We start from the raw sequence: 21,011 nt of genomic DNA on the forward strand, positions 1-21,011 counted from the left end.
CATCGTTCTCGCGATGCGGCAGGGGATGCGCCCCGGCACTGGTGGCATAGGCCCAAAACCCCGGCCGGCCGGCGAGGCGTGAGCCTCTTTCATCTGCGGACTACCGCTACGGGGCAAACGCCTCGCCGGTCCCGCTTCGTCTTCCTCGAAAGGGGAAGGTTCTTTGAAAACTCCGAAGCCCACAGGGCTGTCGGACCTGTTCGCTCGCCCCGAGGTTGGCACCCACCACAGTGTCGCCCGTGTACGTCTCCGACCTTTCCAAGAATTCACCCAGCTTACCAAGCTCTAATGCGACTTCCCGGCCCTGGCTTCCTAAGTCTAAGGCGGGCGGAATGCGGTTGAAGGTGTGCGATGAAGCGGTGGTTCAAGTGGATTGCGTTGCTGGTGGTGGTCGGGGCGGCGGGCGCCGGCTGGCTGGTGTTCAGCGCGCCGGCCAAGGACGAAGTGCCGCGGACGACACCGGTGGCGCGCGGCAATATCGAAGAGACGGTGCTCGCCTCGGGCGTCATTGAGGCCAGTTCGCTGGTCAGCGTCGGCGCCGAGGTTTCGGGGCGGATCAAGACCCTCAACGTCCAGCTCGGTGATGACGTGAAGGCCGGCGACGTGATTGCCGAAATCGACTCGCTGAACCAGGAAAACGCGGTGAAGGCAGCGCAGGCGTCGCTCGCCAATACCCAGGCGCAGAAGACCATCCAGGCGGCGAACCTGGCACAGGCGAAGACCGCGCTGGAACGCGCCGAAAAGCTGAGCCCGCAGAAACTGATCTCCGATGCCGACCTGCAAACGGCGCAACTCGCGGTGCAGACCGCCGAGGGGCAGTTGCAGGCGATCGACGCGCAGATCGATCAGGCGCAGATCAATGTCGAGGCGGCACAGCTCAACCTCGACCGCACCAAGATCGTGGCCCCGTCCGACGGCACGGTGGTGGCCGTGTCGGTGGAGGTTGGCCAGTCGGTCAACGCCAACAATTCGTCACCGACCATCGTCAAGCTCGCCAACCTCGACAAGATGGTGGTGAAGGCCGAGATCTCGGAAGCCGACGTGCCGCGGGTTGAGCCGGGGCAGAAGGTGTATTTCACCATTCTCGGCGACCCCGATACGCGCATCGACGCAACGCTGCGTGCGGTGGAGCCGGCACCGGATTCGATCGCCTCGGACGACGCTTCGTCGAGCACCTCCGCGACGGCCGTCTACTACAACGGCCTGTTCGACGTGGATAACCCGGACCACAAGCTGCGCATCTCGATGACGGCGCAGGTGACGATCGTGCTGAAGTCGGCCGACAACGTGCTGACCATCCCCGCTTCCGTGCTGACCCGCAAGGACCGGGATGGCAGCTATATGCTCCCCGTGTGGGACCAGCAGAAGGAAGCTGTCGAGCCCAAGAAGGTCACCATCGGCCTCAACAATAACGTCACCGCCGAGGTGGTCGCGGGGCTCGACGAGGGTGACCTCGTGATCAACACCACGGCCGCTCCCGGTACCGCCCGCTCCGGCAACGCGCAGGGCAGCACGCGCAACATTCTCACCGGCGGCGGCGGGCCACCGATGATGGTGATGCGCTGAGGCCGGGGCGATGAGCGAACCGCTGATCTCCATCCGGCAGTTGCGCCGCGAGTACCCGATCGGGGCCGAAACGATCACCGTGCTGAAGGATATCGACCTCGACATCCAGGCCGGCGAGATGATCGCCATCATGGGCCAGTCGGGGTCGGGCAAGTCGACGCTGATGAACGTGCTCGGCTGCCTCGACAATGGCTGGACCGGCGAATACCGGCTCAACGGGCGCGACATCTCGCGGCTCGAGCCGAACGAACTCGCTGAGCTGCGCCGTGAGCATTTCGGTTTCATCTTCCAGCGCTATCAGCTGCTCGCCGACCTCGACGCGCTCGAGAATGTCGAGGTGCCGGCGATCTATGCCGGGGCGCGCAAGGAAGCGCGGCGCGAGCGGGCGCACAAGCTGCTGGAGCGACTTGGCCTCGGCGACCGGATGACCCATCGGCCCAATGCCCTGTCGGGCGGCCAGCAGCAGCGCGTCAGCGTGGCGCGGGCGCTGATCAATGGCGGCGAGATCATCCTCGCGGACGAACCGACCGGTGCGCTCGATTCAAAGAGCGGCAAGGAGCTGATGGCGCTGCTCAAGGAGCTCAACGCCGAGGGCCATACCATCATCATCGTGACCCACGATCCGGCAGTCGCAGCGCAGGCAGACCGCGTCGTGGAACTCAGCGACGGCGTGATCATCGCCGACCGCCGCAAGGACGATGCGAACGCTCCGGCGGCGCGTGCCCCCGAGACGATCAAGCGGATCCCGCGGTGGCGCGAGGCATTGGATCGCGTCGGCGAAGCGTTCCAGATGGCGCTGAGAGCGCTATCGAGCCATCGGCTGCGTACCTTCCTCACCATGCTCGGCATCATCATCGGCATTGCCTCCGTAGTGTCGGTGGTGGCGCTTGGGCAAGGCAGCCAGCAGACGGTGCTGGACCGGATCAGCTCGATCGGCACCAACACCATCAACATCCTGCCCGGGACGAACGCCGCCGACCGGCGGCGCGACGCGATCCGCACGCTGGTGCCGGCCGATGCGGCGGCGATCGCGGCAGAGAAGTATGCCGACAGCGTCACGCCGCAGGTGTCGAGCAACGGCACCGCGCGCTATCGCAACATCAGCGCCGGGGCGCAGGTCCAGGGTGTCGGGCCCGACTATTTCCGCGTCAACAATCGCAGCTTCGTCGAAGGCGCGGCATTCGACGAGGGCGGGGTCAGCTCGCTGGCACAGGTGGCGGTGATAGACACCACGGCGCGCGACACGCTGTTCACCAATGGCGAGGACGCGGTCGGCCAGGTCGTGCTGGTGGGCAATGTGCCGCTCAGGATCATCGGCGTTGTGGCCGCGAGCACCAACAATTTCGGGCCGCAGTCGAACTCGATCAGCATCTGGATGCCCTACACCACGGCGATGTCGCGGATCCTCGGCCAGAGCTGGCTCTCGACCATCACGGTGCGCGTCGCCGACAGTGCCGATGTCACCGAGGCGCAGGCGGAGATCGAGGCACTGCTGGAGCGGCGGCACGGCACGGTGGATTTCAGCCTGCAGAACACGGACACCATCCGCGAGACCATCCAGTCGACGTCGCAGACGCTGACGCTGCTGATCTCGGCCATCGCGGTGATCTCGCTGATCGTCGGCGGCATCGGGGTGATGAACATCATGCTGGTGTCGGTGCGCGAGCGGACCCGTGAGATCGGGGTGCGCATGGCGGTCGGAGCGCGCCAAGGCGATATCCTGCAGCAGTTCCTGATCGAGGCGGTGCTGGTGTGCCTGATCGGCGGCACGGTGGGCGTCTTGCTGTCGCTGGGGATCGGCTTCGGCGTCGAGAAGCTGGTGAGCGGGCTGAGCTTCATCTACTCGCCGACGACGATCATCGCGGCGTTCGTGTCGTCTAGCCTGATCGGCGTGCTGTTCGGCTTCATGCCGGCGCGGTCGGCGGCGCGGCTCGATCCGGTGGTGGCGCTGGCCAGCGAGTGATCACCAGATACCGGGGACCCAGCGGAAGCGAACCCTGCGCATGTAGTCGGAATAGCCAGGCAGTTCCTCGCTGAGCGTCGCCTCTTCGGCGAGCGTCCTCAGGGCCAATGCGACAGCACAGATGATGGCGGGGATGACGGCCACGATCGAGCCCAGCGCCAGCGCCGTGCCGAAGCCCAACGCCGCGCCGCCGATATAGCCCGGGTGGCGGACCGTGGCGTAGGGACCGGCATCGATAACCTTGTGGCCGCGATCGGTCTGGATGCGCACCGTCAGTTCGAAGTGCCGGTTCACCCCCTGCGCCCAGGCCGTGAGCCCGAAGCCGGCGGCGAAGATCAGGTAGCCGAGCCACACCATGCCATCGGGTAATTGCGACCAGCCGAAGCGATAGTCGAGCCCGGCGACCGGCAGGATGGCGGCCATGGACGTGAGGGTGACGGCGACGAAAGCAAGGTCCCACGTTTTGGTTCCTGCCTGCGGCTTGCGGCGGATGGCGAACAGTTCAGGATCGGCGCGCCAGATGTAGACCATCGCGACGAGGACGGCGGCGACAAAGACGACGAGGTACCACCAGCCGCGGGCCCAGCCGAAGGTGCCGGCGGGGAAGAACAGCAGTGCGCACATGACCAGCAGGCTCACAGCGAGCGAGCCGAGGGCGCGGTATTCGTCGGAACCAAATCCTGGGTGGGTGGCGTCGGACATCACAGACCTCCGCATACTTCTGTATTTTACGCCCGCGCCTGCAGGGAGTCACGCACAACCGGCGCCGTACGGGCCGAATTTGTGTCGCCTCCCCAATGCTGGGGAGGCAACTTGCTAGTGCTGGTGCGAGTGGTGGTCGTCGAATTCGTGCGGCTTGAAGTGGTAGTCGGCCGAGCAGAACTCGCAGACCACTTCGATCTCACCGTCGATGACCATCTCCTCGCGCTCTTCGGGCGAGAAGTTGTCGCGCAGCATGGCCTCGATCCGCTCGGCTGAGCAGGTGCAGCGCTCCTCGAGCTCGATCGGGGCGAAGATGCGCACACCCGGCTCGTGGAACAGGCGGACCAGCAGCCGCTCGGCCGAGACGTCCGGATCGGCCAGTTCGTCGTCGCCGACGGTCGAGAGCAGCGAACGGGTCTGCGTCCACTTGTCGTCTTCGACAAAATCCGGATCGGCGGTCTCGGGGTTGTCGAAATCGCCGTCGCCCGGCAGATCCGGCATCACCGACTGGCCGTGCGGCGGCAGGAACTGCACCAGCGCACCGCCGGCGCGCCAGTGCGGGCCGCCCTCGCCGCGCACTGAGTGCTGTGCCACCGCAAGGCGGACGAGCGTCGGGATCTGCTCGGACTGCTGGAAATAGGCGTGCGCTACGTCTTCGAGCGAGCCGCCTTCCAGCGCGACGATGCCCTGGTAGCGCTCCATGTGGCTGCCCTGGTCAACGGTCATGGCGAGGTGGCCCTTGCCGAGCAGCTGGCCCGGCTGGGTTTCGCCACGCTGGATAGCATTCATCACCGCGTCGGCGTCGAAGCGGGCATAGCCGCGCAGGCCGTCCGGCGCGTCGAGATCGACGACGATCAGGTTCACCGGCCCATCGGTCTGGGTCTGGAGGATGAACTTGCCCTCGAACTTCAGCGAGGAGCCGATCAACGCGGCCAGCACGACGGCTTCGCCGAGGAGGCGAGCAACGGGAGCCGGATAGTTGTGACGGGTCAGGATCGCATCGAGCGCCGGCCCGAGGCGGACGATGCGGCCGCGGCCATCGAGCCGGTCCAGGGTGAAGGGCACCACGACATCGTCGCCGGATTCCGGGCGATCGAGGCCATAGGAGCTGAGCTCAGTCTGAGTCATCCAATAATCCAATCTCGCGGAACAACACCGCTCCGCTCCCGGACCGGGTTCCGCGCTGGTTCGTGTCGCGCATAATAGTATCGCAGAACGCTAGATGTTCTGCCGGTCTTGGCCCAGTGCCCAGCACAGGATCGCCTTTTGGGCGTGAAGCCGGTTTTCGGCTTCATCAAAGACCACCGATTGCGGCCCGTCTATGACCTCGTCGGTCACCTCGTCGCCGCGGTGGGCCGGAAGGCAGTGCATGAACAGCGCGTCCTTATCGGCCAAGGCCATCAATTGGGTATTCACCTGGTAGGGTTTCAAGGCCCGGCGACGCTCGGCGGCGTCGGTATCGCCCATCGAGACCCACGTGTCCGTGATGATGAGGTCGGCGTCGCGCACCGCTTCCTCGGGATCCTCGATCAATTTCACCGCTGCGCCGGCCTTCTTGATGTCGGCGAGCAGGTCCTTTTCCGGGGCGTATTCCTCGGGAACGGCGATGGTGAGTTCGGCACCGAAGAGCTCGGCGGCATTCACCCAGCTGGCCAGCACGTTGTTGCTGTCGCCGACCCAGGCGACCTTGGCGCCCTTGATGTTGCCGCGGTGCTCTTCGAACGTCATGACGTCGGCCATCACCTGGCACGGGTGGGCGCGGCGGGTGAGGCCGTTGATCACCGGCACGGTGGCCGCTTCGGCCAGATCGAGCAGATCCTGGTGGGTGAGGATGCGGATCATGATCGCATCGACGTAGCGCGACATCACCTTGGCGGTGTCGGCGAGCGTCTCCTCGCGGGAAAGCTGCATTTCCTGGCCGGTGAGAAAGATGGTCTCGCCGCCGAGCTGACGCATGCCGACATCGAAGCTGACGCGGGTGCGGGTGGATTGGCGCTCGAAGATCATCGCCAGCACCTTGTCCTTGAGGAGCAGCGGTCGATCGCCCTTTTTCAGTCGGCCCTTGAGTTCCGTGGCCTGGCTGAGCATGCCGCGCAGCGTCGTGGCATCGAAATCGTCGAGGTTGAGGAAGTGCCTCGGTGGGGTAGCGGTCATCTTGGGACCTCTCCTTTTCGGAACGCGCCGAGCGGGAGCTGCTGTCTCCCGCCCTTCAGATCGCGTGCCGTGAATGGGGTCAGGCGGTGGCCTTGCTGGGGGCCTCGGCTTCGATCGCCTCGAAGACGGCGGCGAGCTTGCCCATGGCCTCTTCGATGTCGGCTTCGGTCACCACCAGTGGCGGCAACAAGCGGAGCACGTTCTCGTTGGCGGTCATGGCCAGCATATGATGCTCATCGCGGAGACGTGCCGCGACGTCGCGAACCGGCGAAGCGATGCGGATGCCTGCGAGCAGGCCCTTGCCGCGCTGCTCGAGCACCTGGTTGGGGAAGCGCTGCGCCAGTTGCTGCAGATGCCAGCTGAGGCGCTGGCCCATCTTTTCGACATGCTCGAAGAAGCCGGGCGCCAGCATGCGGTCGAGCACTGCGTTGCCCATGGCCGAAGCCAGGGGGTTGCCGCCGTAGGTCGAGCCGTGGGTGCCGGGGATCATGGACTTCGCCACTTCGCCCTTGGCGAGGCACGCGCCAAGCGGGAAGCCGGCGCCGATCCCCTTGGCCACGGCCATGATGTCGGGCTCGATACCGCTCCACTCATAGGCAAAGAACTTGCCGGTCCGGCCGTAGCCGCACTGCACTTCGTCCAGGATCAGCAGCATGCCGTGCTTGTCGCAGAGCGCGCGCAGGCCACGCATGTATTCGGCGGTCATGGCGGTGACGCCGCCCTCGCCCTGCACCGGCTCGATGAGGATGGCGCAGGTCTTGGGGGTGATGGCGGCCTTGACCGCATCGAGATCGCCGGGCGCAAGGTGCTTGAAGCCTTCAAGCGGCGGGCCGAAGCCTTCGAGATAGTGCTCGTTGCCGGAGGCGGCGATCATGCCCATGGTGCGGCCGTGGAACGAGCCGGTGAAGGCGATGATCTCGTAGCGATCCTTCTCGCCCTTGGCCCAGAAGTAGTGCCGGGCGGTCTTGACCGCGCATTCCACCGCCTCGGTGCCCGAGTTGGTGAAGAAGCACGCATCGGCGAAGGTGTTATCGACCAGCCGCTGGCCCAGCCGCTCCTGCTCGGGAATGGTGAAGGTGTTGGCGGTGTGCCAGACCTTCTCGGCCGCCGCCTTCAGCGCCGCGACCATGTGCGGGTCGCCATGGCCGAGGGCGTTGACGGCCACACCGGCATGGAAATCGAGGTAGGGAGTGCCGTCCTGCGCGAACAATCGCACGCCCTCGCCCCGCTCAAAAGCGAGGTCGGACCGGGCATACGTACCGTACAGCGCAGACATCTTCGCACCCCTTTCATGGGCTCGTTTCGGGACTGTTGCAAAAGCCCCACAAAAACCAAAAACGCGCTGCGAAATTGCGGCGCGTTGCAGGCTCTCCATATGCCTTTGTGGAGTACTTAAGTCAACGGAAACGGGGATTCCGGGCTCCAAGTGCCTGATTTGAACCGGCTTCCCCCGACTGCCAAATTGCAGACGCTTTTTCCCCGTGTAAAACGGCCGCGACTCTTGCACGGGATTCCGCGACCCGTGTAGTATCAAGGCGTTGGGACACGATATCTCGTGTGGCGGACCCATCAGACCTACGATGCGTAGCGTATCGGGCTGTTGCTGAGGCAACGGCACGGCTGAGGAGTCCGTCAGAGTCCTGAATGGCGGTTTAGGAGCGGATTGTTGATGGGCTGGACTGAAGAACGCGTCGAGCTGCTCAAGAAACTTTGGCTTGAGGGGCTGAGCGCCAGTCAGATCGCCGGGGTATTGGGCGAAGGCGTCACCCGCAACGCGGTGATCGGCAAGGTGCATCGCCTTAAGCTCTCGGGGCGCGCCAAGCCGGCGACGTCGACCCCGCGGGTGCGCACTGCGCCGCGGCCGGCTGCGCGCCGTGTTTCGTCGCCTGCCAGCACCTCGCGTTCGAGCGGGCTTGGCACGGTGATGAAGACCCGCAACTCGATGAATGTCGGCGGCGGTGGTGGCGGTGCGATCCAGGGCGCCACGGCGCTGAAGATGGACGAGGAGTTCGCGGTCGAGATGGAGATGGCGCCGCAGGCGGCCGAGCTCTTCATCCCGGTGGAGCAGCGGCTGACGCTGCTGCAGCTGAGCGAGCACACCTGCAAGTGGCCGATCGGCGACCCGCTGACGCCTGATTTCTACTTTTGCGGCCAGCACTCGAACGAGGGCAAGCCCTACTGCGAGTTCCACTCGCGCCGGGCCTACCACCAGATCGACAAGAAGAAGCGCTGAGCGGTTCATAGTTTTCACCAAAGGCCGGGAGTGATCCCGGCCTTTGCTTTCGGAGGGGAGGATGGCTGTTATTTCTCTGCTCGTCTTCGATTCGAGCAAACTACCAAGCTTCGAGGTGGTGCGAGCGAAGGCCAAGGCTCAGGGCGGAACGCTTGAGCTGTACGAAGCAGTCGATCTAGCACGGCACCAAGGGTACCTGCCGGTTAGGCTCTCGGGAAGAACCACTGGCTTTGAGTACTATTTTGACGCGGTTCCTGAGGGTGCACTTCCGCCTGAAGCAACGGAGTTCGGCTCACACCACATAGTCACTCGCACTTTCGGCGACATGGAGGAAGGGCGTGCGGCCATCGCATTTCTGCAGGTTGTCGCACCGCTGGCCGGCGCGGCGTATGTTTACCCGGACGATGGCATCGTCGTCGCGCCGGAACAGGTTGAGGACTACCTCGCTGCTCAAGTCGAAGAGTTCAGTCGTGTGTTGGGTGGCGTCAAGGGTCGACCTCGATGACCACGACGACCTACCTGGCGCTGCTGCGCGGCATCAATGTCGGTGGCAAGAACAAGGTGCCTATGGTGGGGCTGAAGAAGCTGCTCGAAGACATCGGGCTCGAGGGCGTCTCGACTTACATCGCCAGTGGCAACGCCATTTTCCGCTCCAACCTCGCGGCCAAGACGATTGCGCGGAAGATCGAGGAGGGGCTGACCTCGACGTTCAAGCTCGATGATGAGCTGGTCAAAGTGCTGGTGCTCAGCCACGACCAGCTTAAAGCGGTGCTCGACAAGCGGCCCAAGGGGTTCGGCGGCGAGCCGGACAAGTACCACAGCGATGCGATCTTCCTGATGGACATCGACCGGGACGAGGCGTTTGCCGTGTTCAAGCCGCGTGACGGGGTCGACAAGGTCTGGCCTGGCGAGGGCATGATCTACTCGCAGCGGCTCAGCGCGGAACGCACCAAGAGCCGGCTCGGTCGCATCGTCGCCTCGCCGCTCTACAAGTCGATGACCATCCGCAGCTGGCAGACGACACAGAAGCTGCTCGAACTGCTGGAAGCGGTAAAGGACTAGCGCAGGGCTGCGAATGCTCTCGCCAATACGTCGTGAACGTCTCCCCGCATGCCATCTGCAGTGACGATGCGGATACGCTGGACGGTGTGGCCGTTGTAGAGGCTGACCATGAAGTCCTCGACGCTGAGCTTGCCGTAGTCGGCGAGTGGGACTTCGACGGCTTCGGTGACGAGTTCGGCGCGCCCGGCAACGAGGTCAAAGACCAGCGCCAGCGCCGGATGAGCGCTGGCGAGGCCGGTCCGGAACTCCAGCACATCGCCCGCCGGTTCGGCGCGGTCAGCGAACAGACGGTCGGCGTAGGCATCGACCAGGAGGGCCGCCAGCATCGCCTTCTTGCGCGACAGCATGGCCCGCCGCGCGTCGGCGATCGCCTCCTCGAGATAGGCGAGGTGGCGCGGGAGGTCAGCCGAGGTGCTTATGGAAGAACTCCAGTGAGCGGACCGAGGCCTTGGTGCAGGAGGCCTCGTCGAACTTCTCGGGGCGGTCGCTGTTACAGAAGCCGTGATCGCCGTTGTAGACGTAGATGTCGACCTCCGGGTGGCGGGCCTTCAGTTGCTCGACCTGCTCGAGCGGGATGCCCTGATCCTTGTCGCCGTAGTGCATTTCGAGCGGCACGTTCGGGGTGAGCTCGATGTAGTTCGGCACGCCGCCGCCATAGTAGCCGGAGGCGGCGCTGAGGCCCGCGACCTTGCTGGCGGCGATCCAGCTGACGCGGCCGCCAAAGCAGTAGCCGGTGATACCGACCTTGCCACCCTCGGAAGCCGCGGCGATGGCGGCCTCCACATCGGTCATGGCGGTATCCATCGAGAACTTCTTCATCAGCTCACCGACCAACGGGAAATGGTCCGCGCCGTAGTTCTCGCTTTCGAAGCCGTACTCGGCGCGGTCGAACATCGCCGGGGCGATGGTCAGGTAGCCATGGCGGGCCCAGCGGTCGGCGACGCTGCGGACCCAGTTGCTGAGGCCCCAGACTTCCTGGATGAGCACCACGCCGCCGCGCGGCTTGCCTTCCGGCTCGGCACGGTAGGCGTTGAGGACGAAGCCGTCGGAAGCGGTGAGTTTGATGCGTTCGCCCATGGGGAAACTCCGGTCAGAATGGCTTGGGAAGGGAGGATGGATCGCTAGGTCAGGATCGGCGTTGCGGGGCCAGGTGCGGCCGGGTGCAGCAGGCCCTCGGCCTTGAGCTCGGACCATAGCGCATCGGGGATCGGCTTGCGGTAGCCGGCGAGGTTGTCGTTGAACTCGGCGACGTTGGAGAAGCCGGGGATGATGGCGGTGATCGCGTCGTGACCGAGCGGGAAGTTGAGCGCGGCGCGGATGAGGGTGGTGCCGTGCTTGCTGCATAGCTCCTGGATGCGGCGGGTTTTCTCGATCATTTCGGGGCTGGCCTGGGCGTAGTCGAACTGTGCGCCGGGGATCGGGCCGGTGGCGAGGATGCCGCTGTTGAGCGGGGCGCCATCGACGATGGCGACGCCTTCATGCAGGACACGCGGCAGCAGGGTGTCGATCACCTGCTGGTCCAGCAAGGTGTAGCGGTTGGCGAGGAGGAAGATGTCGAAGTGGGCGTGGTTCATCAGTTCGTCGATGATCTGCCACTCGTTGACACCTGCCCCGATGGCCTTCACGGCGCCCGAGGACCGCAGTTCCTCGAGGGCGCGAATGCCGCCGCCTTCGAGGGCCTGGCGCATGGTCTCGGCATGGCGCTCGCGCTGGCTGAAGGCACCGATGTCGTGGAGGAACAGGATGTCGATGCTCTCGAGTCCGAGCCGCTGCAGCGAGTTGTCGTAGCTCTTCATCACCCCGTCATAGGTGAAATCGAACACCGGGCGGAACGGCATGGCACGGGGATCGCCGTGGCGGTCCATGGCGAAGGCGCGGTCCGGCACCAGGAGGCGCCCGACCTTGGTCGAGAGCGTGTAGCTGTCGCGGGGCTTATCGCGGAGAAAATCGCCGATGCGACGTTCCGACAGGCCGGCGCCGTAGAACGGCGCGGTGTCGAAGTAGCGAATGCCGGCTTCCCAGGCGGCCTGCAGCACTTCACGCGCCCCGGCATCGGTCGGGGCGCGCTTGAGGTCGCCGAGCGGCGCGCCGCCGAAGCCGATGCGGCTGATGTCGAGGCCGGTCTCGCCGACGGGACGGACGGGGATCAACGAGCTGCCCACAGGAGCCCCCGGTGCAGGATGGTCTTGATCTCGGGCTTGTCGAGTTCGGCCGGCTTGTGGCCGAGCGCCGTGTAGAAGACGCGGCCGTGGCCGTAGGCGGACTTGTAGACCACCGGCATCTTGGCGCCCTTTTTCCAGAAGGCGTGCTCGCCGGAGAAGGTGGTGGTGGCTAGGACCTCAACGGTGGGATCGACGTGCATGTAGTACTGCTCGGAGGTGTGCTCGAAGCTGTGGATGCCGGCCATGATCGGATCGTCGGTGACCCTCGGGTCGACCCGGTAGGTGATGATGTCGCCGGGGTGGGTTGCGAAGGTGCAGCCGCCGAGGAAGCGCATCCGCGCGTTGCCGGGAAAGCTGGTGGCGAGGGCGTGGTGGAAACCGGCGAGGCCGGTGCCGGCTTCGATGGCGGCGCAGAAGCGGATGGAGTTCTCGCGGTCGAGTTCACCGCCGGTGATCTGCGGCACGATCAGGTCGTAGGAGCCGACATTATCGCCGCCGAGCGCGGTGTAGTCGTCCGTCACGGTAACGCCAAATCCCTCGCCTTCGAGGATCTCACGCACGACGTGCGCGCCCTTCTCGGGCTCGTGCAATTCGAGCCCGCCCCATACGACCAATGCTGTCTTCATTATCCTCGTCCTTGCCGAGAACCGGCGGGAGACCTGAACAAAGGCAGCGGGTTAAGGCAAGTGACAATTGGGATGAAAGGGAGGCTGGGCCGGGATGTTTTGGCTCACGTGCTGGTGCCGAGGCACCTCAGGATGGGCCCCGGCCTTCGCCGCGGTGACACCGTGGATGGGGTGACATCACGACGAGCGAACAGGTCCGACAGCCCCAGGGGCTTCGGAGTTTCAAAGAGCCGTTCCCGGGAGGGAACGAAGCGGGACCGACGAGGCGTTTGCCCCGTAGCGGTAGTCCGCGAATGAAAGAGGCTCACGCCTCGCCGGCCGGCCGGGGTTTTGGGCCTATGCCACCAGGGCCGGGGCGCATCCCCTGCCGCATCGCGAGAACGATGGGAAACTCGGTCGGCGGCCGGAGTGCCAGCACCGCCTTCGTTGCTCCCGCCCGGCTCATGCGTGCCAGGCTTCGTCCCCTGGGCTGCTCCGCATCGAGCGACCCTCGCGTGCTAGCGGCTTGACCGGCGAACCGGTCCTTGCCGTGATGGTTTCCGCCTGAACTGCAGCGACCCGCAGCCCACCCGGTCTCCACCGCACCAACCACTCGTCATGATCTCGCTTCGGTGCAGCGGATGGGTGGGAGAATCGCACGGTGGCGGAGCGGGGGGATAGATCGGCGCAAGATTCTCGCAACGCCTTGCCCGGCCTCACGATTGTGGCTCCGATCACCCCCTCCCATCCTCCCCCGTCAGAGGGGGAGGTGCCGCATCGCGTTTGGGGCACCATCGAGCCCCCCACCGTCGTGGCTTGTACGCCCCTCCACCATGCTTTGCATGGTCCCGCTCTCCCGCCACGCGGGGGAGGATCAGGGAGAGATCTCAGCTTACGGCGGCGAAGCGTTCGTCGAAGGCGTAGCCGGCGCCGCGGACGGTGCGGATGGGGTCGGCGTCGCGGTGGCGGTTGATGGCTTTGCGGAGGCGGCCGACGTGGACGTCGACGGTACGTTCGTCGACATAGACGTCGTTGCCCCAGACGCCGTCGAGCAATTGCTCGCGGGAATAGACCCGGCCGGGGTGGCGCATCAGGTATTCGAGCAGGCGGTACTCGGTGGGGCCGAGGTGCACTTCACGGCCACCGCGGCGGACGCGGTGGCTGGTGCGGTCGAGCTCGAGGTCGCCGGCCTTCAGCACGGCGGTGACCAGCTGCGGGCTGGAGCGGCGGAGCAGCGCGTTGATGCGGGCGAGGAGCTCGGGGATCGAGAAGGGTTTTACGACGTAATCGTCGGCGCCGGTGGCGAGGCCGCGGACGCGTTCTTCTTCCTCGCCGCGCGCGGTGATCATGATGATCGGGGTGCGCGCCGTTTCCTCGCGGGAACGCCAGCGGCGGCAGAGTTCGATGCCGCTGAGGCCCGGCAGCATCCAGTCGAGCAGGATCAGGTCGGGGACGCCGTCACGGATGCGCTCCACCGCCTCGTCGCCCGAGGCGGCCGTGGCGACCCGGAAGCCTTCGGCCTCGAGGTTGTAGCGCAGCAGGACGGCCAGATCGGCTTCGTCCTCGACGATCAGGATGGTAGCGGACATCGGATCACCCTAGCGCTGCTGGCGCTGCTGTTCCTCGGCGCCGAGATGGCGACCGGTTTCGAGGTAGTACGCGGCTTCGGCGATGTTGGTGGCGTGGTCGCCGACGCGTTCGAGGCTCTTGGTGCAGAACAGCAGATGCGTGCACTGCGTGATGTTGCGCGGGTCTTCCATCATGTAGGTGAGGAGTTCGCGGAACAGCGAGTTGTACATCGCGTCGACCTCGTCGTCGCGATTGCACACTTCGACGGCCGCGGCAGAGTCGCGGCTAAGATAGGCATCGATGGCGCTCTTCAGCTGGCGGGCGACCAGCTCTTTCATGTGCTTGACGCCGTTGTAGAATTTCGGCGCGAGGCCGAGTGCTTCGATCTGCATGGCGCGCTTGGCCAACTGCTTGGCCATATCGCCAGTGCGCTCGAGATCGTTGGCGACCTGGATAGCGGTGACGACCATGCGGAGGTCGGCGGCCATCGGCTGGCGACGGGCGATGATCGAGACGGCAGCGTCGTTGATGTTCTGCTGCATCTCGTCGATCTTCTTGTCGAACAGGCGCACGTCCTGGGCCTGCTTGTGGTCGAGCTTCAGCAGCGCGACGGCGGCCTCGGTGATGGCCTGCTCGACCATGCCGCCCATCTCGGAAATGGACTTGTTGAGGTTGGTGAGTTCATCCTCGTAGGAGGAGACGATGTGCTCGTTGAGCGATGCCATTCTCTCGAATTCCTCTGCGATCAGCCGATACGGCCGGTGATGTAGTCCTGCGTCTGCTTGTTGCGCGGATTGGTGAAGATGTCCTCGGTCTTGCCTTCCTCGATAAGCTTACCGAGGTGGAAGAACGCGGTCTTCTGGCTGACGCGGGCGGCCTGCTGCATGGAGTGGGTGACGATGACGATGGTGAAGTTCTCACGCAGTTCGTCAATGAGCTCTTCAATGACCGCGGTGGCGATCGGATCGAGGGCCGAGCAGGGCTCATCCATCAGCAGCACTTCAGGCTTGGTGGCGATGGCGCGGGCAATGCAGAGGCGCTGCTGCTGGCCACCGGAAAGGCCGGTGCCCGGCTCCTGCAGGCGATCCTTTACTTCGTTCCAGAGGCCGGCGCGGCGGAGCGACGAGTGCACGATCTCGTCGAGGTCGCCCTTGTTGCGGGCGAGGCCGTGGATCTTGGGGCCGTAGGCGACATTCTCGTAGATCGACTTGGGGAACGGATTGGGCTTCTGGAACACCATGCCGACGCGGGCACGCAGTTCGACCACGTCGATCGACGGATCGTAGATATCGTCATCGTCGAGGTTGATCTTGCCGGTGACGCGGCAGCCATCGATGGTGTCGTTCATGCGGTTGAGCGAGCGCAGGAACGTCGACTTGCCGCAACCCGAGGGGCCGATCAGCGAGGTGACGTTGAACTGCTCGATCTTCAGGTTGACGTCGAACAGGGCCTGCTTGGCTCCGTAGAACACGCAGACATCCTCGCCCGTCATCTTGGGCGGGGCGTTGGGGCGCGAGACGGGGGCGGCGGTAGTCGCAACGGATTCGAGGGACATGTCGGTCATCCAGGTCGGGGGGTTACCAGCGGCGCTCGAAGCGGCGGCGGAGGAGAATGGCGGCAAGGTTCATCAGGGCGAGGAAGACGAGCAGGACGATGATGGCGCCCGAGGTGCGCTCGACAAAGGCGCGCTCGGCTTCGTTGGCCCACATGTAGATCTGCACCGGCAGGGCCGTGGCAGGATCGAGCGGTGTGGTCGGGCTGTCGGCGACGAAGGCGACCATGCCGATGAGCAGCAGCGGCGCGGTTTCGCCGAGCGCACGAGCCAGGCCGATGATGGTGCCGGTGAGGATGCCCGGAGTGGCGAGCGGCAGCACGTGATCGAACACCATCTGCATCTTCGATGCGCCGATGCCGAGGGCGGCGGAGCGGATCGAAGGCGGCACCGAGCGGAGCGCGGCGCGGGTGGCGATGATGATGGTGGGGAGCGTCATCAGGGTGAGGACGAGGCCACCGACGATCGGCGCCGAACGCGGCAGGCCGAAGAAGTTGATGAACACCGCGAGACCGAGGAGGCCGAAGACGATCGAGGGCACGGCCGCGAGGTTGTTGATGTTCACCTCGATGAAATCGGTGAAGCGGTTCTTCTTGGCGAATTCCTCGAGATAGATCGAGGCGGCAACGCCGATGGGGAGCGCGCAGCAGAGCACGATCAGCATCATGTAGAGCGAGCCGATCAGCGCCACGCTGAGGCCGGATGTCTCCGGGCGGCTGGAGGCGCCGAAGGTGAGCAGGCCCCAGTTGAAGGGGGTCGAGATGGCGCCCTGCTGCTTGAGCTGGTTGAGCCAGGCGACCTGCTGGTCGGAAACCTTGCGCTTGGCCTCGGGAACATTGAGATCGATCTGGCCCTTGTTGGCGCTGTCGATATCGGCGGCGGCCAGCAGCGCAACGCTGCGAGTGGTGCCGACGACCGAAGGATCGGCCATGACGACTTCGCGCAGATTGGCGCGCGAGCCTTCCGAGACGAACTCGGCGATCTGACGCATCGCCGCCTTGTCGTCGAGGGAGACGCCTAGGGCCTTGGCCACGGCGTTGCGGGCGATAACGGGATAGTTTGCCGAGACCAGGACCTTGGGATCGGTGGCGCGCTTGTCGTTCTTGTCGATGATCGACGCCGTGAACTCCACCGGCACGGTGATCGTGGTCTGGACGAAGGCCGTGTAGCCCTTGCTAAAGATCGAGAAGAGCAGGATCGCGAGGAACCCTAGGCCGATGACGATCGCGAGGATGCCGTAGAGACGGAAGCGGAACTCGGCGGCGTGGCGGCGCTTCAGGCCGAAATCACGGCGTGACGTGGTGGCAGCCTCAAGGCTTGCGCGGGGCAAGGCAGCGTCGGTCATTCATACTGCTCCCGGTACTTGCGCACGATATAGAGCGCATAGACATTCATGCCGAGGGTGACGGCGAAGAGGGTGAGGCCCAGCGCGAAGGCGACCAGGGTCTGCGGTGAGTTGAACTCGAGATCGCCGGTGAGCTGGTTGACGATCTTGACCGTGATGGTGGTCATCGCCTCGAACGGGTTGAAGTTGATGCGGGCGGCCACACCTGCGGCAAGCACCACGATCATGGTTTCGCCGATGGCACGCGAGGCCGTGAGCAGCAGTGCGCCGACGATGCCAGGGAGCGCTGCGGGAAGGATCACCTTGCGGATGGTCTCGGACCGGGTGGCGCCGAGCGCGAGCGAGCCATCACGCATGGCGCGGGGGACGGCGGTGATCACGTCGTCGGAGAGCGAAGAGACCACCGGGATCAGCATCACACCCATGACGAGGCCGGCGGTGAACACCGACTGGGCCTGGATGAAGGCGAAGCCACCGGAGAGCGCCATCGAGAGATCGCGGAAGAAGGGCCCGAGGGTGACGACGGCGAAGATGCCGTAGACGATGGTGGGGATGCCGGCGAGCAGTTCGAGCAGCGGCTTGACCGTCGAGCGGACCCGGTTCGAGGCATATTCGCCCATGTAGACGGCGGCCATGAGGCCCACGGGGACGGCGAACAGCATCGAGACGAGCGCAATGTAGAGCGTGCCCATCAGCAGCGGGATGAGGCCGAACTGGCCTTCCGCGCCGCCCGAGCCGGCCGCAGCGAAGCGCGGGTCCCAGACGGTGCCGAAGAAGAAGGTCAGCGGATTGATGTCGGAGAAGAAGTGAATGGTCTCGCCCAGCATCGACAGGATGATGCCGACGGTGGTGAGGATGGCGACCGTGGAGGCGCCGAGCAGGGACCAGAGCACAACCCGCTCGACCTCGTTGCGGGCCCTGAGGCGCAGCCGGATGCGGGAGTAGGCGAAGGCGGCGCCGGCGAGCGAGATCAGCAGCGTCAGGCCTTGGCCGAGGAGCTTGTGGACGCCGGCATCGGCATTCACGCCGGCCGCGAGCGAGACCATGTAGTCCTCGCCACTATCGGCCATGGTGATGCCGGCCGAGGAGGCCATGTCGCGCAGGGCAGCATAGGAGGTCGGCACATTTTCGCCCGCGAGGCCAAGCCGGCCCAGCGCGTTGGCGGTGTTGTGGACGATGCCGATCTGGAGGCTGGCAGCGGCAGGATCCGGAACGTGGGTCGCGACTTCGGTGCGGATACGGCTCTCGAGCAGGCCGGAGGAAACCGAGCTCACAGCGAGGAAGACGAGCAGCGCCGGAACGACCGCGAAGATGAAGGCGAGCCAGCCGTGATAGGTCGGCAGGGAATGGGGAACTTCCTTGGCCCGATCCGTGCCGTCGCGCTGCACGCGGGCGCGCTGAGCGGCGAAGAAATAGGAGACGGCACCAATAGCCAGAACGATGGCGACAACCCAGCCGGCAGACATCGATACCTTACCTCACTTGCCCCGAAAACAGACCGCCCGGAGGCGGGAGAAGGCGCGGGGCAGAGGGCCCCGCGCCGATAGTCACTTAGAGAGCCGTACCGGCTTCGAACTTGGCGCGGATTTCTTCGCGCTCGGCATCGGGAGCCGCGACGAGGCCGTACTGAGCGAGCGGCGAGTCCGGCCCGATCATGTCGTCCGAGATGAAGAAGTCGACATATTCCTTGAGGCCCGGGATGACGCCGATGTGTGCCTTCTTGACGTAGAAGAACAGCGGACGCGAGACCGGGTAGGTGCCGTCAGCGATGGTGGCGGTCGAGGGGACGATCCCGCCGACGGTCGCGACCTTCAGCTTGTCGGCATTGTTCTCGTAGAACGACAGGCCGAACACGCCCAGACCGGTCTTGTTCGAGTCGATGCGAGCCAGGGTCTCGGTGTAGTCGCCGTCGATGTCCACGGCCTTGCCGTCCTTGCGGATGGCGATGCAGGCCTTGGCGACGTCGGCCTCGGCGACGCCGGCAGCGGCCAGCGCGTCCTTGTCACAGCCAGCGGCGAGGAGCTTGGTCTCGAACACTTCGCGGGTGCCGTGCTTTTCGCCCGGGATGTAGGCAGCGATATCCCACTCGGGGAACGCGGCGTTCACTTCGGACCACTTGGTGTAGGGGTTGTCGACGAGCTTGCCGTCAACCACGACCTGGGCGGCGAGGGCCTTGTAGATGTCGACGGGCTGGATGGCGAAATCCGGGCCGGCGATGTCGGTGGCGAACACGATGCCGTCGTAGCCGATCTTGACTTCCTCGACGTCGGCGACGCCGTTGGCCTTGCAGGTCTCGAGCTCTTCGGCCTTGATCGGACGCGACGAGTTCGCGATGTCGATCTTGTCTTCGCCGACGCCTTCGCAGAACTGCTTGATGCCGGCGCCCGAACCACCGGACTCAACGACCGGCGTCTTGAAGTCGGGGAAGGCCTCCCCGAACGACTCGGCGACGATCTTGGCATAGGGGAGAACGGTGGACGAACCGGCGACCTGAATCTGGTCGCGCGCCGCTGCGGCACCTGCGCCGGCGGCAAGCGCGATAACCGCGGCGCTCGCGAAAACTGCAATCTTCATGATGTTGTTCCCTTTCGGAAGGATTGGCCCATCAGGCCCGTCGACGGCCCGGTTCCTCCGGCCGCCCTGTCTGCAAGGGCGGAACCTAGGGGTGTTGCCCCAACGTTTTATGACAATCGGATTGCATTTCTGTGACAGGTTAAGCACCTGATCCGTAATAGCTATTCGGCGCAGATCGACGTATTCCCTGTGGAAACGGCCGCTATTGTCATTTTCGGAGAAGGACTTCCACGCGGGTCCCCTGCCCCGGCTGGCTCTTGATCGAGAGCAGGCCGTGATGGCGCGTCACGATGTGCTTGACGATGGCGAGGCCGAGGCCCGTGCCCTTCTTCTTGCGGCTACTGTCGGCGTCGACGCGGTAGAAGCGCTCGGTCAGGCGCGGCACGTGCTCGGCGGCGACGCCGATGCCGTGATCGACCACCGAGACCATGGCATCGAAACCGCGCCGGCCGGCGTCTGCGGACAGCGTGATGTCGATGGTGTCGCCGTCGGCGCCATACTTGATGGCGTTGTCGATGAGGTTCTCGAACACCTCGTACAGCTCGTCGCGATCGCCGCTGATGACCACTGGCTCATTGGGGACCTGGACGTTGATCGTGGTGCTGGAATCCTCGGCCAGCTTGTGCAGGCCTTCGGCGACTTCGCGCAACAGGGTGCCCAGTTCGATCGGCGTAGTGGGACGCATGTGCTGGCGCATCTCGATGCGGCTCAGCGACAGCAGGTCCTCGATCAGCTTGGCCATGCGGGCTGCCTGGCCGCGCATCAGGCCGAGGAAGCGCTCGCGGGCTTCCTTGTCGTTGGCGGCAGGGCCGAGCAGCGTATCGATGAAGCCGACGAGCGAAGTCAACGGGGTGCGCAGTTCGTGGCTGGCATTGGCGATGAAATCGGTGCGCAGCGAGTCGAGGCGCTTGGACTCGGTGAGGCTTTGCAGGGTGATGACGAGCACGCCGTCATTGAGCAGATCACCAGGCGCCAGCGGTGCGACGGTCGCTTTGTACCAGGTCTCGGTGGGGACGGTCTGGTGCAACTCGATGGTCTGGGCAGGGCCAAGCCGCGCCGCCTCGATGGCCGAAAGCAACTGGGGGAAGCGCAGCGTGAAGGCGATCGGGCTGCCGGCGACGACGCCGGGGAAGTGCCGCATCGCGTGCGGGTTGATATGGACGATCACACTGCGGCGATCGATGACGATCGAGGGGTCGGGAAGCGCATCGGCGAAATGGCGGACGGCGTCGGCAAAGGCCAGCTCGCTGGTGTTGGCGCCGGGGACGACGCCGACCGTGGACTCGCTGGTTTCGGGAACGAGGGCAGCGACGGCGACGATGACGGCGTAGGCGATGATGCCGATCCAGGGATCGAGGACGTTGAGACCGGCCAGCGTCATGAACACCAGCCCCATGGCGAGCAGCATCAGCAGGCGACCGTAAAGACGAGACCTGATCGTCTCGATCCAGTTCGAACCGGTCACTCCGCGCTGCGCTTCATCAGCCATCGAGACTTCCTTCGGCGCCGGAACGATTCTCCCCG

General features: G+C 65.1%; 20 protein-coding genes. 5 read left to right on the forward strand and 15 right to left on the reverse strand.

Going from position 1 to position 21,011, the window contains the following annotated elements; genetic code table 11:
• Positions 1 to 351: 351 nt before the first annotated feature.
• The gene (locus tag AC1DYL_RS17200; RefSeq protein ID WP_477174110.1) at positions 352 to 1,566 is read left to right on the forward strand and encodes an efflux RND transporter periplasmic adaptor subunit; all 1,215 of its coding nucleotides are present in this window, start codon (positions 352 to 354) and stop codon (positions 1,564 to 1,566) included.
• A 10-nt stretch (positions 1,567 to 1,576) separates the two neighbouring features.
• Positions 1,577 to 3,529: a MacB family efflux pump subunit gene (locus AC1DYL_RS17205; RefSeq protein WP_477174111.1), complete on the forward strand. Its 1,953-nt coding sequence runs from the start codon at positions 1,577 to 1,579 to the stop codon at positions 3,527 to 3,529.
• Here the strand turns inward: AC1DYL_RS17205 and AC1DYL_RS17210 are convergent, their stop codons facing one another.
• The 4 genes from AC1DYL_RS17210 to AC1DYL_RS17225 all read right to left on the reverse strand — a co-directional run bounded on the left by AC1DYL_RS17210 (position 3,530) and on the right by AC1DYL_RS17225 (position 7,661).
• Positions 3,530 to 4,231 carry a methyltransferase family protein gene (locus AC1DYL_RS17210; protein WP_477152348.1) on the reverse strand — a complete coding sequence of 234 codons (702 nt, stop codon included), beginning with the start codon at positions 4,229 to 4,231 and terminating at the stop codon, positions 3,530 to 3,532.
• Positions 4,232 to 4,345: 114 nt separating this feature from the next.
• The gene (locus AC1DYL_RS17215; protein ID WP_477152347.1) at positions 4,346 to 5,359 is read right to left on the reverse strand and encodes an Hsp33 family molecular chaperone; all 1,014 of its coding nucleotides are present in this window, start codon (positions 5,357 to 5,359) and stop codon (positions 4,346 to 4,348) included.
• A gap of 90 nt (positions 5,360 to 5,449) precedes the next feature.
• On the reverse strand, positions 5,450 to 6,385 hold the full coding sequence (gene argF / locus AC1DYL_RS17220) for an ornithine carbamoyltransferase (RefSeq protein ID WP_477174112.1): 936 nt from the start codon (positions 6,383 to 6,385) through the stop codon (positions 5,450 to 5,452).
• Between the two features lie 79 nt (positions 6,386 to 6,464).
• The gene (locus tag AC1DYL_RS17225; protein ID WP_477174113.1) at positions 6,465 to 7,661 is read right to left on the reverse strand and encodes an acetylornithine transaminase; all 1,197 of its coding nucleotides are present in this window, start codon (positions 7,659 to 7,661) and stop codon (positions 6,465 to 6,467) included.
• Between the two features lie 393 nt (positions 7,662 to 8,054).
• On the opposite strand from AC1DYL_RS17225, the gene AC1DYL_RS17230 reads away from it, so the two are divergent.
• The 3 genes from AC1DYL_RS17230 (at position 8,055) to AC1DYL_RS17240 (ending at position 9,680) form a co-directional block, all read left to right on the forward strand.
• Entirely contained in the window at positions 8,055 to 8,618 is a 564-nt protein-coding gene (locus AC1DYL_RS17230) for a GcrA family cell cycle regulator (protein ID WP_477152344.1), read from the forward strand.
• Between the two features lie 61 nt (positions 8,619 to 8,679).
• Positions 8,680 to 9,123, forward strand: a complete 444-nt coding sequence (locus AC1DYL_RS17235; protein ID WP_477174114.1) for a hypothetical protein — start codon at positions 8,680 to 8,682, stop codon at positions 9,121 to 9,123.
• A complete protein-coding gene (locus AC1DYL_RS17240) occupies positions 9,120 to 9,680 on the forward strand; it encodes a DUF1697 domain-containing protein (protein WP_477174115.1) in 561 nt (186 codons plus the stop codon). The genes AC1DYL_RS17235 and AC1DYL_RS17240 overlap by 4 nt, the downstream gene beginning before the upstream one ends.
• On the opposite strand, the gene AC1DYL_RS17245 is transcribed toward AC1DYL_RS17240, so the two are convergent.
• The 11 genes from AC1DYL_RS17245 to AC1DYL_RS17295 form a co-directional block, all read right to left on the reverse strand.
• Positions 9,677 to 10,027 (reverse strand): hypothetical protein, encoded by a 351-nt coding sequence (locus AC1DYL_RS17245; protein WP_477174116.1) that lies wholly within the window; start codon positions 10,025 to 10,027, stop codon positions 9,677 to 9,679. The genes AC1DYL_RS17240 and AC1DYL_RS17245 overlap by 4 nt on opposite strands.
• Before the next feature lie 55 nt (positions 10,028 to 10,082).
• Positions 10,083 to 10,757, reverse strand: a complete 675-nt coding sequence (locus AC1DYL_RS17250; RefSeq protein ID WP_477152341.1) for a dienelactone hydrolase family protein — start codon at positions 10,755 to 10,757, stop codon at positions 10,083 to 10,085.
• A gap of 44 nt (positions 10,758 to 10,801) precedes the next feature.
• Positions 10,802 to 11,842 (reverse strand): aldo/keto reductase, encoded by a 1,041-nt coding sequence (locus tag AC1DYL_RS17255; RefSeq protein ID WP_477174117.1) that lies wholly within the window; start codon positions 11,840 to 11,842, stop codon positions 10,802 to 10,804.
• Complete coding sequence (locus tag AC1DYL_RS17260; protein WP_477174118.1) at positions 11,827 to 12,468, reverse strand: ThuA domain-containing protein; 642 nt, start codon at positions 12,466 to 12,468, stop codon at positions 11,827 to 11,829. Before AC1DYL_RS17260 ends, AC1DYL_RS17255 begins: the two co-directional genes overlap by 16 nt.
• A gap of 866 nt (positions 12,469 to 13,334) precedes the next feature.
• A complete protein-coding gene (gene phoB, locus AC1DYL_RS17265) occupies positions 13,335 to 14,036 on the reverse strand; it encodes a phosphate regulon transcriptional regulator PhoB (protein WP_055047977.1) in 702 nt (233 codons plus the stop codon).
• Between the two features lie 9 nt (positions 14,037 to 14,045).
• On the reverse strand, positions 14,046 to 14,741 hold the full coding sequence (gene phoU, locus AC1DYL_RS17270; RefSeq protein ID WP_477150606.1) for a phosphate signaling complex protein PhoU: 696 nt from the start codon (positions 14,739 to 14,741) through the stop codon (positions 14,046 to 14,048).
• Between the two features lie 20 nt (positions 14,742 to 14,761).
• A complete protein-coding gene (pstB, locus tag AC1DYL_RS17275; RefSeq protein ID WP_477174119.1) occupies positions 14,762 to 15,571 on the reverse strand; it encodes a phosphate ABC transporter ATP-binding protein PstB in 810 nt (269 codons plus the stop codon).
• Between the two features lie 22 nt (positions 15,572 to 15,593).
• On the reverse strand, positions 15,594 to 16,913 hold the full coding sequence (gene pstA, locus AC1DYL_RS17280; RefSeq protein ID WP_477150608.1) for a phosphate ABC transporter permease PstA: 1,320 nt from the start codon (positions 16,911 to 16,913) through the stop codon (positions 15,594 to 15,596).
• On the reverse strand, positions 16,910 to 18,379 hold the full coding sequence (gene pstC / locus AC1DYL_RS17285; RefSeq protein ID WP_477174120.1) for a phosphate ABC transporter permease subunit PstC: 1,470 nt from the start codon (positions 18,377 to 18,379) through the stop codon (positions 16,910 to 16,912). Before pstC ends, pstA begins: the two co-directional genes overlap by 4 nt.
• Before the next feature lie 85 nt (positions 18,380 to 18,464).
• Positions 18,465 to 19,487, reverse strand: coding sequence for a PstS family phosphate ABC transporter substrate-binding protein (locus tag AC1DYL_RS17290; protein ID WP_477157843.1), 1,023 nt, complete (start codon positions 19,485 to 19,487; stop codon positions 18,465 to 18,467).
• A gap of 208 nt (positions 19,488 to 19,695) precedes the next feature.
• Positions 19,696 to 20,976, reverse strand: coding sequence for an ATP-binding protein (locus AC1DYL_RS17295; protein ID WP_477150610.1), 1,281 nt, complete (start codon positions 20,974 to 20,976; stop codon positions 19,696 to 19,698).
• Positions 20,977 to 21,011: the final 35 nt, after the last annotated feature.

Source organism: Devosia sp. P1_H9, assembly GCF_056405135.1.

Coding starts and splice junctions, on each gene's coding strand:
- pstB (WP_477174119.1), bottom strand. CDS start 15,571: ATGTCCCTCGAATCCGTTGCGACTACCGCCGCCCCCGTCTCGCGCCCC.
- phoU (WP_477150606.1), bottom strand. CDS start 14,741: ATGGCATCGCTCAACGAGCACATCGTCTCCTCCTACGAGGATGAACTC.
- AC1DYL_RS17205 (WP_477174111.1), top strand. CDS start 1,577: ATGAGCGAACCGCTGATCTCCATCCGGCAGTTGCGCCGCGAGTACCCG.
- pstC (WP_477174120.1), bottom strand. CDS start 18,379: ATGTCTGCCGGCTGGGTTGTCGCCATCGTTCTGGCTATTGGTGCCGTC.
- AC1DYL_RS17295 (WP_477150610.1), bottom strand. CDS start 20,976: ATGGCTGATGAAGCGCAGCGCGGAGTGACCGGTTCGAACTGGATCGAG.
- AC1DYL_RS17260 (WP_477174118.1), bottom strand. CDS start 12,468: ATGAAGACAGCATTGGTCGTATGGGGCGGGCTCGAATTGCACGAGCCC.
- AC1DYL_RS17250 (WP_477152341.1), bottom strand. CDS start 10,757: ATGGGCGAACGCATCAAACTCACCGCTTCCGACGGCTTCGTCCTCAAC.
- AC1DYL_RS17245 (WP_477174116.1), bottom strand. CDS start 10,027: ATGCTGTCGCGCAAGAAGGCGATGCTGGCGGCCCTCCTGGTCGATGCC.
- AC1DYL_RS17240 (WP_477174115.1), top strand. CDS start 9,120: ATGACCACGACGACCTACCTGGCGCTGCTGCGCGGCATCAATGTCGGT.
- pstA (WP_477150608.1), bottom strand. CDS start 16,913: ATGACCGACGCTGCCTTGCCCCGCGCAAGCCTTGAGGCTGCCACCACG.
- AC1DYL_RS17210 (WP_477152348.1), bottom strand. CDS start 4,231: ATGTCCGACGCCACCCACCCAGGATTTGGTTCCGACGAATACCGCGCC.
- AC1DYL_RS17230 (WP_477152344.1), top strand. CDS start 8,055: ATGGGCTGGACTGAAGAACGCGTCGAGCTGCTCAAGAAACTTTGGCTT.
- AC1DYL_RS17200 (WP_477174110.1), top strand. CDS start 352: ATGAAGCGGTGGTTCAAGTGGATTGCGTTGCTGGTGGTGGTCGGGGCG.
- phoB (WP_055047977.1), bottom strand. CDS start 14,036: ATGTCCGCTACCATCCTGATCGTCGAGGACGAAGCCGATCTGGCCGTC.
- argF (WP_477174112.1), bottom strand. CDS start 6,385: ATGACCGCTACCCCACCGAGGCACTTCCTCAACCTCGACGATTTCGAT.
- AC1DYL_RS17235 (WP_477174114.1), top strand. CDS start 8,680: ATGGCTGTTATTTCTCTGCTCGTCTTCGATTCGAGCAAACTACCAAGC.
- AC1DYL_RS17215 (WP_477152347.1), bottom strand. CDS start 5,359: ATGACTCAGACTGAGCTCAGCTCCTATGGCCTCGATCGCCCGGAATCC.
- AC1DYL_RS17290 (WP_477157843.1), bottom strand. CDS start 19,487: ATGAAGATTGCAGTTTTCGCGAGCGCCGCGGTTATCGCGCTTGCCGCC.
- AC1DYL_RS17225 (WP_477174113.1), bottom strand. CDS start 7,661: ATGTCTGCGCTGTACGGTACGTATGCCCGGTCCGACCTCGCTTTTGAG.